13 protein-coding genes and 1 pseudogene are annotated in these 14,471 nt (G+C 71.4%); 7 read left to right on the forward strand and 7 right to left on the reverse strand.

What is annotated here, in order from left to right; translation table 11 throughout:
- Positions 1-99: 99 nt before the first annotated feature.
- Complete coding sequence (locus tag M2271_RS18955) at positions 100-534, reverse strand: hypothetical protein (protein WP_280888432.1); 435 nt, start codon at positions 532-534, stop codon at positions 100-102.
- A gap of 267 nt (positions 535-801) precedes the next feature.
- Here M2271_RS18955 and M2271_RS18960 point away from each other — a divergent pair, with 267 nt between their 5' ends.
- The 4 genes from M2271_RS18960 to fxsA all read left to right on the forward strand — a co-directional run bounded on the left by M2271_RS18960 (position 802) and on the right by fxsA (position 4,886).
- Positions 802-1,242, forward strand: coding sequence for an Lrp/AsnC family transcriptional regulator (locus M2271_RS18960; protein WP_280888433.1), 441 nt, complete (start codon positions 802-804; stop codon positions 1,240-1,242).
- A gap of 47 nt (positions 1,243-1,289) precedes the next feature.
- Positions 1,290-2,891, forward strand: coding sequence for an amidohydrolase (locus M2271_RS18965; RefSeq protein WP_280888434.1), 1,602 nt, complete (start codon positions 1,290-1,292; stop codon positions 2,889-2,891).
- A 558-nt stretch (positions 2,892-3,449) separates the two neighbouring features.
- Positions 3,450-4,250: a polyprenol monophosphomannose synthase gene (locus tag M2271_RS18970; protein ID WP_280888435.1), complete on the forward strand. Its 801-nt coding sequence runs from the start codon at positions 3,450-3,452 to the stop codon at positions 4,248-4,250.
- A gap of 72 nt (positions 4,251-4,322) precedes the next feature.
- Positions 4,323-4,886, forward strand: coding sequence for an FxsA family membrane protein (gene fxsA, locus M2271_RS18975; protein WP_280888436.1), 564 nt, complete (start codon positions 4,323-4,325; stop codon positions 4,884-4,886).
- Between the two features lie 144 nt (positions 4,887-5,030).
- On the opposite strand, the gene M2271_RS18980 is transcribed toward fxsA, so the two are convergent.
- From M2271_RS18980 to M2271_RS18995, 4 genes and pseudogenes are all read right to left on the reverse strand, one after another.
- A complete protein-coding gene (locus M2271_RS18980; protein WP_003977404.1) occupies positions 5,031-5,405 on the reverse strand; it encodes an RNA polymerase-binding protein RbpA in 375 nt (124 codons plus the stop codon).
- Positions 5,406-5,672: 267 nt separating this feature from the next.
- Positions 5,673-7,028 carry an MFS transporter gene (locus tag M2271_RS18985; RefSeq protein ID WP_280888437.1) on the reverse strand — a complete coding sequence of 452 codons (1,356 nt, stop codon included), beginning with the start codon at positions 7,026-7,028 and terminating at the stop codon, positions 5,673-5,675.
- A 72-nt stretch (positions 7,029-7,100) separates the two neighbouring features.
- Positions 7,101-7,868: a glycerophosphodiester phosphodiesterase gene (locus M2271_RS18990; RefSeq protein WP_280888438.1), complete on the reverse strand. Its 768-nt coding sequence runs from the start codon at positions 7,866-7,868 to the stop codon at positions 7,101-7,103.
- Positions 7,865-8,134: pseudogene (locus M2271_RS18995) on the reverse strand (hypothetical protein); the annotation flags it as partial. The gene M2271_RS18990 and the pseudogene M2271_RS18995, both read right to left, overlap by 4 nt.
- Positions 8,135-8,236: 102 nt before the next feature.
- On the opposite strand from M2271_RS18995, the gene M2271_RS19000 reads away from it, so the two are divergent.
- A complete protein-coding gene (locus M2271_RS19000; RefSeq protein ID WP_280888439.1) occupies positions 8,237-9,742 on the forward strand; it encodes a PLP-dependent aminotransferase family protein in 1,506 nt (501 codons plus the stop codon).
- A gap of 174 nt (positions 9,743-9,916) precedes the next feature.
- On the opposite strand, the gene M2271_RS19005 is transcribed toward M2271_RS19000, so the two are convergent.
- Both M2271_RS19005 and M2271_RS19010 read right to left on the reverse strand, forming a co-directional pair.
- Positions 9,917-11,680: a hypothetical protein gene (locus M2271_RS19005; protein ID WP_280888440.1), complete on the reverse strand. Its 1,764-nt coding sequence runs from the start codon at positions 11,678-11,680 to the stop codon at positions 9,917-9,919.
- Between the two features lie 37 nt (positions 11,681-11,717).
- Entirely contained in the window at positions 11,718-11,912 is a 195-nt protein-coding gene (locus M2271_RS19010; protein ID WP_280888441.1) for a hypothetical protein, read from the reverse strand.
- Between the two features lie 269 nt (positions 11,913-12,181).
- Between M2271_RS19010 and M2271_RS19015 the strand changes: the two genes are divergently transcribed.
- Together M2271_RS19015 and M2271_RS19020 are read left to right on the forward strand one after the other, a co-directional pair.
- Complete coding sequence (locus tag M2271_RS19015) at positions 12,182-12,574, forward strand: ankyrin repeat domain-containing protein (RefSeq protein WP_280888442.1); 393 nt, start codon at positions 12,182-12,184, stop codon at positions 12,572-12,574.
- A 300-nt stretch (positions 12,575-12,874) separates the two neighbouring features.
- Positions 12,875-14,293, forward strand: coding sequence for a HEAT repeat domain-containing protein (locus tag M2271_RS19020; RefSeq protein WP_280888443.1), 1,419 nt, complete (start codon positions 12,875-12,877; stop codon positions 14,291-14,293).
- The last annotated feature ends 178 nt before the right edge of the window (positions 14,294-14,471 follow it).

Consider the following 14,471-nt stretch of genomic DNA (forward strand, 5'->3'; position numbering starts at 1 on the left):
CCCGACGCGCCGTCGACCCGGTCAGCACACATCGCACCGCGCCACGGCAGATGCGAGCCGAGGCGCGGTGCGGTCACGAGGTGAGGGCGAGGGCGTCGCTCAGGCGGCCTGGCGCCGCATCACGGGCACCTGGAAGGGGCGCGAGCTGGGGCCGCCGACGTGCGAGAAGGGCTGCTTGCGCCAGTCGAGTCCCTGAGGGAGTGTCAACAGAAGGGCCGTGTCCTGCTCCTGGGGCTCCACCGACTCGTCCGCCGGCTTGGCGTCGGACGCCCTGCGGCCGGTACCGGCACAGACCGTCAGCCCGAACGGATTCCACGGCGAGGCGCACAGTGCGTGCTCCGGAAGGGTCTCCTCATCCGCCAGCAGGGCGATGGGCTGCGCGCAGTCCGGGCAGATCACCCGGTACATCTCGAAGGTGTCGTAGGCGTCGAGTTCGTCCTCGAGGGCGTCGGGTTCGACGCCCTCCGGCTCCGGCTCGACAACCAGCTGCGGCCGCTTGGATGCGGTGCGACCAGGGCGCTTAAGACTCTGCATTGGGTTCTCCCCCTCGGGCTGGGCCGTGAAAGGCACTGCGGCCTCGACCACAGCAAGCACTTCCCGCCCCGTCTCGGCGGTAATCACGAGACCGTCACGGAGCGCGTTCGGCAGGTGTGGTCTTCGTCACATGCCATCCGCAGGTGCCCGGGGCGCTCGTTTCGCCCCCAGGAGCCTCACGGGCCGCTCTCGTCACATCACGAACCGGGTATGACCTGCGCCGCTCAGGTATCCGAGGAGATCAGGAGCACGGTAGGTTCTTGCGCCATGGAGGAGCTCGACCGACAAATCGTGCAGTTGCTCGTCAAGGACGGGCGGATGAGCTACACGGACCTGGGCAAGGCGACCGGTCTGTCCACGTCGGCCGTGCACCAGCGGGTGCGCCGACTGGAACAGCGGGGCGTGATCCGCGGTTACGCCGCGGTCGTCGACCCGGAGGCCGTCGGGCTGCCGATGACCGCGTTCATCTCGGTGAAACCGTTCGACCCCAGCGCCCCCGACGACATCGCGGAACGCCTGGCCGACGTGCCCGAGATCGAGGCCTGCCACAGCGTCGCCGGGGACGAGAACTACATCCTCAAGGCACGTGTGGCCACCCCGCACGAACTCGAGGAACTCCTGGCGCGGCTGCGCTCGCTGGCGGGGGTGTCGACGCGGACGACGGTCGTGCTGTCGACACCGTACGAGGCGCGCCCGCCGCGGATCTGACGGCCCTGCGTTCGGTGCCGCCGAACTGAGGCGCGAGACTGTTCCCCATGAGTGAGAGCACCCCCGAGCCGAAGACCGTCCTCCTCCGTCGCGGCGAGGTCCACAGCCCCGCCGACCCGTTCGCGACAGCGATGGTCGTGGAGCGAGGACACGTCGCCTGGGTCGGCTCCGAGGGCGCTGCCGACGCCTTCGCGGACGGCGTCGACGACGTGGTCGACCTCGACGGCGCCCTCGTCACCCCCGCGTTCACCGACGCCCATGTGCACACCACCGCCACCGGCCTGGCCCGCACCGGCCTCGATCTGTCCGGTGCCCCCTCCCTGGACGCGGCCCTCGCACTGGTCCGGGACTTCGCGACCGCCCGGCCGGCCGACCGGGTCCTGCTCGGCCACGGCTGGGACGCCTCCCGCTGGCCGGGTGGCCGTCCGCCGACGCGCGCCGAACTCGACGAGGCCACCGGCGGACGTCCCCTCTACCTCAGCCGGATCGACGTCCACTCGGCGGTCGTCACGACAGCCCTGCTCGACCTGACCTCCGGTCTCGGCACGGTGGACGGCCCGCTCACCGCCGACGCCCACCACGCCGTACGCGCCACCGCCTTCGCCGCCGTCACACCAGAGCAGCGCATCGAGGCCCAGCGGACCGCCCTCGCTCGGGCCGCCTCCCTCGGCATCGGCACCGTTCACGAATGCGCAGGCCCGGAGATCTCCTCGGAGGACGACTTCACCGGGCTGCTGAAACTCGCCACCGAGGAGCCCGGCCCAAGAGTCGTCGGCTACTGGGCCGAGCGCGACATCGAGAAGGTGCGGGCACTCGGTGCGATCGGGGCGGCCGGTGACCTGTTCGTCGACGGCGCCCTCGGCTCGCACACCGCCTGTGTGCACGAGCCGTACGCCGACGCCGGCCACACCGGCACCGCCTACCTGGACGCGGCCGCCGTGGCCGCGCACGTCACCGCGTGCACCGAGGCGGGCCTCCAGGCGGGCTTCCACGCCATCGGGGACGCCGCGGTGACCTCGGTCGTGGAGGGCGTGCGCACCGCCGCGGAGAAGGTCGGCCTCGCCCGCGTCCGGGCCGCCCGGCACCGTGTGGAGCACGCCGAGATGCTGACGGCGGAGACGATCGCCGCCTTCGCGGAGTTCGGCCTGACCGCCTCCGTCCAGCCCGCATTCGACGCGCTGTGGGGCGGCGAGGACGGCATGTACGCCCAGCGCCTGGGCGCCGAGCGGGCCCGCGCCCTGAATCCCTTCGCGGCCCTGCTGCGGGCCGGTGTACCGCTCGCCTTCGGCTCCGACAGCCCGGTCACGCCCCTGGACCCGTGGGGCACGGTCCGCGCGGCTGCCTTCCACCGCACCCCCGAGCACCGCGTCTCCGTGCGCGCCGCGTTCACCGCGCACACGCGGGGCGGCTGGCGGGCGGTCGGGCGGGACGACGCGGGCGTCCTGGTACCGGGCGCGCCCGCGGACTACGCCGTGTGGCGCACCGACGAACTGGTCGTCCAGGCCCCGGACGACCGGGTGGCCCGCTGGTCGACCGACCCTCGCTCCGGAACCCCCGGCCTGCCGGACCTGACGCTGGGCCGCGACCTCCCGCTCTGTCTGCGTACCGTGGTGGGCGGCCGAACGGTGTTCGTGCGGCCGAGCGAGTGATCTCCCGGGGCGGCGCACCCCCGATCGGCCGCCGCCGCGCCGACGCGCGACCTGCGCATCCGCCGCGCTGACCAGGGCTTTGACGGAAGACGCGCAGGTCGAACGGCTGTTGACAGGCGACGGCAGCGGGCCGGTAGGTTCGGCCGAGTCCACCACCGGACGCCCGATCGGAGAACGTCCGCGCACGCGTCGTGGCGCCGCTGGGTCAGGGACGGTGTGCCGCACCGGGGCACCGCCACTGGGAGCCAGGCTCAGCGCCCGCGCCACGGCAAGGGAACGTGTTGGCCGATCGGGGAGGTGTGACCCGGATGGGGCCCGGGCGCTCAGTAGACAACGGCTTTCGGTCGACCCGCAGCCAGCGGGTCCCAGGTCGGCCCGAAGGGCGCCGGGCCCCCATCCGTAGTACGCACAACTCCCGATCCGGGACACACCGCACACAAAAGACGCTCTTCTACCCCGCTTTTGTGGAACCGACACCACCATTCGAACGTCCTGTCATTTCACTGCAGGCCGTGGCCACTATGGTGGACCTCTGCGGACGGACTTGAAGGGGCAGCAGTGAACGACGGCGACGGGAACCTCGCGGCAGCGGACCGGGGGAGACAGTTGGGCCCGCTCGGCACGGCATTGGTGATCATCCCGACCTACAACGAGGCCGAGAACATCAAGGCGATCGTGGGCCGGGTGCGCAAGGCCGTCCCCGAGGCGCACGTGCTCGTGGCCGACGACAACAGCCCGGACGGCACCGGCAAGCTCGCGGACGAACTGGCCGCCACCGACGAGCAGGTCCAGGTCCTGCACCGCAAGGGCAAGGAAGGGCTCGGCGCCGCCTACCTCGCGGGCTTTCGCTGGGGCCTGGAGAACGGGTACGGCGTCCTCGTCGAGATGGACGCCGACGGTTCCCACCAGCCCGAGGAGCTGCCCCGGCTGCTGACCGCCCTCAAGGGCGCCGACCTGGTCCTCGGCTCCCGCTGGGTGCCGGGCGGCCGGGTCGTGAACTGGCCCAAGTCCCGCGAGTTCATCTCCCGCGGCGGTAGCCTCTACTCCCGCCTGGCGCTGGATCTGCCGCTGCGCGACATCACCGGCGGCTACCGCGCCTTCCGCCGCGAGACCCTGGAGGGCCTCGGCCTTGAGGAGGTCGCCTCCCAGGGCTACTGCTTCCAGGTCGACCTGGCCCGCCGCACGGTCAAGGCCGGCTACCACGTGGTCGAGGTGCCCATCACCTTCGTCGAGCGGGAACTCGGCGACTCCAAGATGAGCCGGGACATCCTGGTGGAGGCGCTGTGGCGGGTCACGACATGGGGTGTGGGGGAACGCGTCGGCAAGATCGTGAGCCGGACGAAGCCCTCGGGATCGTAGCCCTACGACCCCCCGGCCACGGCTGATCATCCCCTTATCCTGTACTGAGCCGGTCCCAGGCACACTGGACGTATGACGACTGGCGCTTCGACTCCCACCTACCCCGCCCGGCCCCGGCGTTCCCGGCTGCGCACGTTTCTGCCGCTGGGCATCGTCGCATGGCTCGTGCTGGAGATCTGGCTGCTGACCCTGGTGGCCGGTGCGGCGAGCGGGTTCGTGGTGTTGTTGCTGCTGGTCGCCGGTTTCGTGCTCGGTTCGGTGGTCATCAAGCGGGCGGGCCGGCGCGCCTTCCAGAACCTGAACGAGGCGCTGCAGCGCGGCGGGGCTCCCTCGGACTCGTCGAAGGGCGGCGGCAACGGCCTGATGATGCTGGGCGGTCTGCTTCTGATGATCCCCGGCCTGATCTCGGACGCGGTGGGTCTGCTCCTGCTGGTCCCGCCGGTGCAGAAGGCCCTCAGCCGCTATGCCGAGCGCACCGTCGAGCGCAAGCTCCGGGAGGCCGCCACGGGGACCCTGGGCGGCGCCTTCCAGCAGGCCCGCATGCGTCAGCCCGACGGCAAGGTGGTCCAGGGCGAGGTCGTCCGGGACGAGCCGAGCGATGCCCGGCACGACCCGCGCCCGCCGCTGGCGCGCTGATCCGGCGCGCTGACCTCAGGCCCGGCCGCGCGGGCCCGCGCGGCCGGGTGCACGCGTACACAGAAGACCGCGGGCGCCGTACGTGGAGTACGGCGCCCGCGGTCTTCTGTGCGTGTGTTGTGTTCCGCCCAACCCGTGGACGGGTTACGCCGACTTTCGGCTGTCCCTCGGATGAACTGCAATGTTCATCGCGCCGGAGCGCAGAACGGCCAGGCGTTCCTCGAGGACCTCTTCGAGTTCCTCGCGGGTACGCCGCTCCATCAGCATGTCCCAGTGCGTACGCGCAGGCTTGGCCTTCTTCTCTTCAGGGCCGTCGCCGTCGACCAGGAGTGCCTGGGCCCCGCAGACCTTGCACTCCCACTCCGGCGGGATCTCCGCCTCGACCGAGAAGGGCATCTCAAATCGGTGCCCCTTCTCGCATGCGTACTCCACGGCCTGGCGCGGGGCCAGGTCGATACCGCGGTCCGTCTCGTAGCTGGTCACCACGAGGCGCGTGCCGCGAAGAGCTCGCTCACTCATGAATCGTGCCTCCCGGGCTTGTCGCCCACAGGACAGGTGTCGCTGTCGTCGTCATCCGGTCAACGTCCGGTCGGCGGTAAAGATTCCCGTTCCGGGTCCCGTCCCGGGCAATGCGTCGCCGTCGTAGCCGCCCCTTGTTGTACCCACCAGCACCCGGTTTGTCACATCTGCCAGCAGATGTCACCCAGCGCTTCGTCATCTTTGACGCGCAGTAACGGTACGCCTGGAAGGCCAAACGCGTACACTACAGCGCTTTCGTCTGGAACGCTAAATCCTCTCGGGAACAGGGTTGCCCGCGTCACCGATTGCCTGCCGCACCGGAACCCGTGCGAGCAGCACGAACCCGATGACGAAGAAGGCCACCAGCGAGATGATCGCGTCCCGATAGCTTCCGGTCAGCTGGTAGGTGATCCCGAACAGCAGAGGACCCAGCCAGCTCATGCCCCGGTCGCTCATCTCGTACGCCGAGAAGTACTCGGCCTCCTTGCCCGGCGGGACGAGATGCGAGAACAGGGAGCGGGACAGCGCCTGGCTGCCGCCGAGGACGAGCCCGATCCCGGCAGCCAGGACGAAGAACCACGCCGGAGCCCCGGCCGGGAGGAAATAGCCGGCCGCCAGGGTCACCGTCCAGGCCACCAGCGAGCCCAGGATCGTGCGCTTGGCCCCGTAGGCCCGGGCCAGCCGGCCCATGCCCAGGGCTCCCGCCACCGCCAGCAGCTGGACCAGCAGGACCGCGACGATGAGCGTCGACTGTCCGAGGCCGAGTTCCTCGGAGCCGTAGATCGACGCCTGGGAGATCACGGTCTGGATGCCGTCGTTGTAGACGAGATAGGCCAGTAGGAAGGCGAGAGTCAGCGGGTGGCGGCGCATGTCGCGGACGGTCGCGGCGAGCTGACGGAAGCCGGGAGTCGTGGGCTCACCGGCGGGTTTCGGCTCGCGGTGGCGGTCGCGCAGGCGCCGTAGCGGGACGAGGGCGAAGGCGCCCCACCACAGGCCGGCGGAGGCCAGACAGATACGGACCGCCGCGCTCTCCGACAGGCCGAAGGACCCGTGGCCGGTGTAGAGGACGAGGTTCGCGATCAGTATCAGGGAGCCCGCCGCATAGCCGAAGGCCCAGCCCCGCGAGGAGACCGCGTCGCGCTCCTCGGGCGGGGCGATCTGCGGGAGGTAGGAGTTGTAGAGCATCATCGCCACGGACTGGGCCGCGTTCGCCACCACCAGCAGGAGGCCGCCGAGCAGATAGCGGTCGCCGCCGAGGAGGAACATGGCCGTCGTGGCGGCGGCCCCGGTGTATGCGGCGGCCGCCAGGAGGGGCTTCTTGCGGCCGGTGCGGTCCGCGGCCGCGCCCACCAGGGGCATCACCACAACGGCCACGATCACCGACAGGGACACCGAATACGCGAAGAAGGAGCCGGCTCGCACCGGGATCCCGAGAGGATGGACGAAGCCGTCCGTGTCCGCCGCCTCGTCGGCCACCGACGTCAGATACGGGCCCAGGAACACGGTCAGTACGCTCGTCGAGTAGACGGAGCACGCCCAGTCGTAGAAGTACCAGCCGCGCTGCTCGCGCCGTCGCTCGCCGACCGCGTCGTCCGCTTCCGTCCGCACGGTGTCGGTGCCCACCCGTGCCCCTCGCTTCCCCGTGAAGGTCCCGCGCGAGGGCGGAGGGAAGGGCACCCGGACACCCGCCGGGTGTCAGACCCAGATGCCCCGGTCCTCCATGACCGTGCGCAGTGTGTCGATGTGATCGGTCATGATGCCATCGACGCCCAGGTCCAGGAGCCGGTGCATGCGCTCGGGTTCGTTCACCGTCCACACGTGTACCTGGAGCCCGAGCGTGTGGGCGGTGCGCAGGAAGCGGTGGTCGACCACCTGGATGCCGGACTGGGCCTCCGGCACCTGCGCGGCCACCGCCGACCGGCGCACCGCGGCCGGCAGTCCCCAGGAACGCAGCCGCAGGTTGAGCACCCCGCGAGTGCCGTACGATGTCGCCAGGCGCGGCCCGGCCAGCCGCTGGGCCCGTGCCGCGCGAGCCTCCGCGAAGGAGCCGAGGCAGATCCGGTCCCAGGAGTTGGTGCGCTCGATCAGCTCCAGGAAGGGGAGGAGGGCGGGCTCCGCCTTGACGTCGACGTTCCAGCGCACCCCGGGGAAGGTCTCCAGGAGTTCCTCGAAGAGGGGGACCGGTTCCCTGCCCGCCACGCGTGCGCGGCGCACCTCCGCCCACGGCAGGTCGGCGATCCGGCCCGCCCCGTCCGTCACCCGGTCCAGTGTCGCGTCGTGGAACGCGACGAGCCTGCGGTCGGTGGTGGCGTGGACGTCGGTTTCCAGATAGCGGTAGCCCGCCTCGATCGCGCGCCTGAACTGCGAGGTGGTGTTCTCCAGGCCGTCGGCCGCTCCGCCGCGGTGAGCGAAGGCGATCGGGCCGGGATGGTCGAGGTAGGGGTGGCGTATCCGGGGGGTCACGGTCGCAGTATCGCCCCGCGGGGTGGCCCGGTGGCAACGACCGTGCTGCCGCCGGATGCCGGGCGGACGGCGAAGACGCGCAGGAAGAGCTGCGCGAGCGGGCCGATGGACACCGCGTACAGGAGTGTGCCGACGCCGACGGTGCCGCCCAGGAGGAACCCGGTCAGCACGACCGCCGCCTCGACGGCTGTCCGCGTCAGCCGGATCGAGCGGCCGGTGCGCCGATGCAGGCCGGTCATCAGACCGTCCCGGGGGCCCGGCCCGAAGCAAGAGGTCCTCCTGTGGTGGTAGTGGCCTGACCCGTGACACCCTGAGACGCGAGTGGAGATGTCATCCATGGCCAATTTGGGGAAGGTGGACTGATTTCCATGGCGCAGTGGACCTCGGCGATGGGTGCGGTGCAGTTGGCGCGGCTGCTCAAGTCCCAGCAGGACCGCCCGGCCGGCCCCGGTACGCGCCGCCCGCCCGCCTATCGGGCGCTGGCCGACGGCATCCGGCTGTTGGTCCTCGAAGGACGGGTGCCGGTGGCCGCCCGGCTGCCCGCCGAGCGCGAACTGGCCCTGGCCCTGTCCGTCAGCCGTACGACGGTCGCCGCCGCGTACGAGGCGCTGCGCAGCGAGGGGTTCCTGGAGTCCAGGCGCGGGGCCGGCAGCTGGACGGCGGTACCGGCCGGCAATCCGTTGCCTGCCCGCGGACTGGAACCCCTGCCGCCGGAGGCCCTCGGCTCGATGATCGACCTCGGCTGCGCGGCGCTCCCGGCGCCCGAGCCGTGGCTGACCCGCGCCGTCCAGGGCGCCCTGGAGGAGCTGCCGCCGTACGCCCACACCCACGGGGACTATCCGGCGGGGCTGCCCGCACTGCGCTCGATGATCGCCGAGCGGTACACCGCGCGCGGGATCCCGACGATGCCCGAGCAGATCATGGTGACGACCGGTGCGATGGGCGCGATCGACGCGATCTGTCATCTGTTCGCGGGGCGGGGCGAACGTATCGCCGTCGAGTCGCCGTCCTACGCCAACATCCTCCAGTTGATGCGGGCGGCGGGCGCCCGGCTCGTGCCCGTCGCCATGGCCGAGGGGCTGACCGGCTGGGACATGGACCGCTGGCGTCAGGTGCTGCGGGACGCGGCGCCCCGGCTGGCGTACGTCGTGGCCGACTTCCACAATCCGACCGGTGCGCTCGCCGACGAGGACCAGCGGCGGCGGCTGGTGGAGGCGGCGCGGTCGGCCGGGACGGTGCTGGTCGCCGACGAGACGATGAGCGAGCTGTGGCTGGACGCGGAGATCGAGGGCGTGATGCCGCGGCTCGTGTGTGCGTTCGACCCGGCCGGATCCACGGTGATCACCGTCGGGTCGGCCAGCAAGGCGTTCTGGGCGGGGATGCGGATCGGGTGGGTGCGGGCGGCACCGGACGTCATCCGCAGCCTGGTCTCCGCGCGGGCGTACGCCGATCTGGGTACGCCGGTGGTGGAGCAGCTGGCGGTGAACTGGCTGTTCAGCACGGGGGGTTGGGAGAAGGCCGTCGAGGTGCGGCGGGAGCAGGCGCGGGGGAACCGGGACGCGTTGGTGGCAGCGGTGCGGAGGGAACTGCCGACGTGGGAGTTCGAGGTGCCCAAGGGCGGGTTGACGCTGTGGGTGCGGGCGGGCGGGCTCTCCGGGTCGCGGCTCGCCGAGGTGGGGGAGCGGGTCGGGGTACGGGTGCCGTCCGGGCCGCGCTTCGGGGTCGACGGGGCCTTCGAGGGGTATGTGCGGTTGCCGTTCACCGTGGGGGGTGCGGTGGCCGAGGAGGCGGCGGCGCGGTTGGCTGCGGCGGCGCGGTGGGTGGAGAGCGGGGGATCTGGGGGTGCGGAGGCGCCTCGTACGGTGGTGGCGTGAATTGGGGTGGGGTGGCGTGAGGTGGCGTGAGGTGGGGTGGGGTGGGCGGTGGGTTCGCTTGCCCGCCCTTGGTGGGTGCGGTTGCGCCCACCCGTGCCGTCCCGCCGGCAGGACTGCCCGCAGCCGCGGCGGATGGTGAGCGGCGCCAGTAGCCGCCGGCCGCGGGTGCGGTTGCTATGAGGTCTCCGCCGCTACGGCTTCCGGCTGTGCCGGTTCCGGGCGTGCTGCTTCCGGGCGTGCTGCTTTCGGGCGTACCGCTTCCGTTGGAATCGCTTCCGGAACCGCTTTTGTTGAAACCGCCTCCGTCGCCATCCCCGTCGTCACTCCCGTCGTTGCCACCGCCTCCTTTGGAACTGCCTCCTTTGGAACTGCCTCCTTTGGAACTGCCTCCTTTGGAACCGCCGTCGGCAGGTTCTCGCCGTCCGCCGGTGTCGTCCTGGGGGGCAGCAACGCCAGCACCGTCTGGCGGTCCGTGTCGCTGGTCGCCTCGTCGTACGGGTCCGGGGTCGACGGGACCTGGAGGCGGTGGATCGGGCCGGTGCCGAGGCGGGCGTAGCCGCGGCCGGGTGGGACGTGGGCGACCAGGGTGGTGGGCGGGCGCATGCCCAGGACCGTCTCCAGTTGCTCACGTGTGGCCGGGCCGAGCACGACCCGCGCGCGCGTGTGCCGGCGTACCGCGTCGCTCAGGGCGTCCGCGGTGTCGAACTGGTCGGCGACCACCACCGTGACGTTCGCCGCGCGGCCGTGCCGGAGGGGGACGTGGAGGAGGGACTGTGGGTCCGGGTGGCCTTCGGCGGCGGCGATGTGGGCGAACACGCTCGGGCGGTCCAGGAGGATCCACAGCGGCCGCTTGGTGTCGTCCGGCGGCGGATGGCCCGCCTGGCGGGCACGGTTCGCGGCGATCAGACGGCGCTCCGTCTCCGTCGTCGCCCACTCCAGGCTGGCCAGCGCCCCGGCCAGTCCGCACTCGACCGCGAGGACGCCGTCCCGGCCGGTGAGGCACGCGTACTCGCCGGTGCCGCCGCCGTCGACGATCACCACGTCGCCGTACCGCAGGGCCTGGAGGGTGATCGAGCGGAGCAGGGTGGAGGTGCCGCTGCCCGGCTGGCCCATGATCAGCAGGTGCGGCTCGGTGGAGCGGATGCCCGTGCGCCAGACGACCGGAGCGGCGTCGCGCTGTTCCTCACCGTAGGCGAGGGGGAGTGTGCGCTGGACCTCGGAGCGGTCGGTGAAGCCGAGTACCGTCTCGCCGGGGGCGGTGACGAATCGCTGGGCGGCGATGTCGGTGGGCAGCGGGGACAGCGCGGTGACCGTGAGGTGGTTGCCCTCCTCGTCCCAGGCGAAGTGGTACTCGCGCCCGCGGCCCGACTTGGCGTGCAGCAACTGCTCGATGCGGGTGCGGGACTCGGCCTCCCCGTCGGTGAAGTACGCCGGGTAGCGGATCACGAGGTGGGTGGTGCGGCCCGTCTCGTCGAACTCGTACGCGGGGAAGGCCGTCTCCCACTCGCCGCCGTGCGCGTACAGCGGGGCCGGATCGTCGGCGATCGAGAAATACGGGACGAGGGCCTCGTACAGCGACTGGAGTCGTTGGATCTGCGAGTCGTCGGGGCCCTCGGGCTTCGACGGCCCGCGGTCCCGGCCCTGCCAGGCTGCCGCCGCCATCAGCGTGATGACAGCGAGCAGTGGGCCGTACGGAGCGAGCGCCACCACCAGAACCGCTGACGCCACCAGGAACAGCAGCGGCCCGCGCTTGTCCTTGGGAGTCTCGGCCCACCTGCGCCGCCCGGCCGATGCCAGCCGGCGCAGCCCGCGGGTGATCGTGATCAGCGGGTGGAGGACATCGGTGGTGCTGTCGACCGCCGTCCGGGCCAGCTCCCGGCTCCGGGCGATCTGCGCGCTGCCTGTGCTCAGGATGCGGGGGAGGGGGCGCCGGGCCACTTCTGTCTCCTGGTGATGCGTGCGGGCGTGGGGGGCGTCAGAACTTGATTCCGCCGAGGAGGCTCGCCAGGCTCTCGCTGCCGGCCTTGATGCTCGGAGCGATGGCCGTGCTCGAGAGGAAGAAACCGAACATGACCGAGACCGTGCAGTGCGACGCCTTCAGGCCGTCCTTGCGGAAGAAGAGGAAGACGATGATGCCGAGAAGGACCACGCCTGAGATGGACAGGATCATTTGCGTTCTCCTGGTTTGTGGGGACAGTCACCATGAGTACTTCCAGGATCACAGCATGTATCTATACGATAAAAGGTGCAACTGGGTGGTTTTCGGTTGATTTACCCCAGGCGGCGGAGTCGTCCTGGGCCGGTTGGCCGGTTGGGCCGGTCGCCGGCGCCCGACCGCGGCTGCGGTGATCTTTACCTCCGGCGCAACGGGTCATGTGCGGCGCGAGCCAGTACCCTGGCGATTCACCTGAACGGTTGCATGGAGAGGCGGTCCGCCCGATGAGTGAAGCCCCCGACCCCGAGGTCGTGGAGCTCGCGACCAAGGTCTTCGAGCTGGCCCGACGGGGGCAGACCGAGGCGCTCGTGGCGTACGTGGACGCGGGCGTTCCGGCCAACCTGACCAACGACCGCGGTGACTCCCTGGTGATGCTCACCGCGTACCACGGTCACGCCGACGCCGTACGCGCTCTGCTCGCCCGGGGTGCCGAGGCCGACCGGATCAACGACCGGGGCCAGACCCCGCTCGCCGGGGCCGTCTTCAAGGGTGAGGAAGAAGTGATCAACGCTCTTCTGGAGGCTGGCGCCGACCCCGCGGCGGGCACGCCGTCGGCCGTCGACACGGCCCGGATGTTCGGCAAGACGCAGTTGCTCGACTTGTTCGGCGCACACTGAAGCACCTGCCCTGACCAGGGCAGACACAGAGAACGGGGGAGGCGGTAGCGGGCCGCCGAAATTTCGGTCGCGGCGGATGGAACTGCCGAGTCATCATGACCTCGTGGTTCACGGACGTGATGGCCGGGCGGAAGATGCCGCGCCGCGCGGACCGTGACGCGGTCCGCATGGGCCACCGACGAGAGGCAGAGGAAGATGGCTTACAGCAAGCAGGAAACGGCGGGCGCCCCGACGTGTTGTCACGCGGCCAGGTAATGCACGTCCCCGGTTGCGTCGACGCTTGATGTGAGGCTGTTTCCCATGTTCGATCCGGTCATAGCGCCCAGCGGTACGCTGCTCGGCCTGCTGCAGCGGGGCCGCGGCGACGGCACACTGCACGCGCTCACCGCACCGCGCGCCGAAGCGCTCGCGGCACTGAACCACTGTGTGGTGCGCGATCCCCGCCACGACTGGCAGGTGGAGAACCGCTCCCTCTACTACGCCCGTCTCTTCCTCGACCTGAACGGCGAGCTGGACGAGATCGAGGCCCACCTCTTCGACGTCCAGGACGTACTCGACACCGAGGAGTCACGCACCGGTCTGGCGCTGGCGGTCCTCGGTCATCTCGCCTCGTACGGCAGGCGGGACGCACTCGAGCTGCTGCGCAGGTACGCCGCCTCAGGCTCCAACTGGGCCTGGGCCCTGGACGAGCTGGCGTTGCGCGACGACGACGCCGGGTTGCGTGCCCTGGCGGCGCCCGTTCTGGCACGGTTCGCGACCGATGCCGAGGGGGAGGCCGAGCTGGCGGCCGTCGTGCGGGACGCCTTCGAGCCCCGGCCCTGGCGCTTGTGGGCGGACGACCCGCGCGCATCGATCGCCACGCGCGTGCGCGCCGCTCACGAGACCGGCCATTTCGACCGCTGGCAACGGCAGATGCGGCCGAGCGGGCCCCGCCCCGGGTGGAGCGTGCAGGCCGTCTTCGAGTGGGCCCAGCAGGGGATGGAGCGCGGTGCCGCCCTCCATGTGCCGGCCGCCCGCTGTCTGGTGGCCGTCGCGGGGCCCGAGGACCGGCCGGAGATTGTCCGGGCCGCCCAGGACGGCACGGACGGCGCCCGCTGCACCGCCCTGCGCTATCTCGCCGACGGCAACGATCCCGACGCCCTCGACCTGATCGAGCTGGCCGTGATCACCGGTACCCCGGTCGTCGTGGACGCCGCCCTGGACGCCTTCGAACGCATGTGCAGTGTCGCCGCCGTCGTCCGGGCGCGCGGCTGGGCCCACCGACCCGATTCCCTGGGCGCCGCCGCCGGCCGTATGCTCTCCTGCCGGGGCGCGGCCCAGGACAGCGAACTCGTCCTCGCGGCCCTCCGGGAGGCCGTACGGGGCGAAGGGCCCGACGCGCCGACCCTGTGGACCCTCGTCGACGGCGCCGGACGGCTCGGTATCGCCTGCGCGGCCCCCGTCCTGCGCCATGTCTACCGAGAGACCGCCTCGTCCCATCTACGCGGCCGAGCCGCCCGTGCCCTCGCTGTCACCGACCCCTCCTTCGCCACCGGCTTCGCCGTCGAGTGCCTGTGGGACTGCGAGGAATCCACCCGCGAGATCGCCGCCCGGCACGCGGAGACCGGTGATGCCCGGGTCGTCGAGCGGCTACGCCGGCTCGCTGCCGATCCCGCCGAGGAGGCCGAGGTCCAGACCGCCGTCCGCAGCCGGATCGGACCGGACGCCACCGCCATGTGAACGCCGGTCTTCCGGGCGTGTCCGATCGTGATCGCAGCTCGCTCAGGTGCGCCCTCAGAAGGAAGTCATCGGGCATCGGCGCACCCGCTGGATGAACCCGGGATGACCCGTGGGTCAGGAGGGCATGGACGCGGTCTGGCCTGCTCGGGTGTGCACCGCAACGCTCATGGACCGTTCC

Source organism: Streptomyces sp. LBL, assembly GCF_029893585.1.
GTDB lineage: Bacteria > Actinomycetota > Actinomycetes > Streptomycetales > Streptomycetaceae > Streptomyces.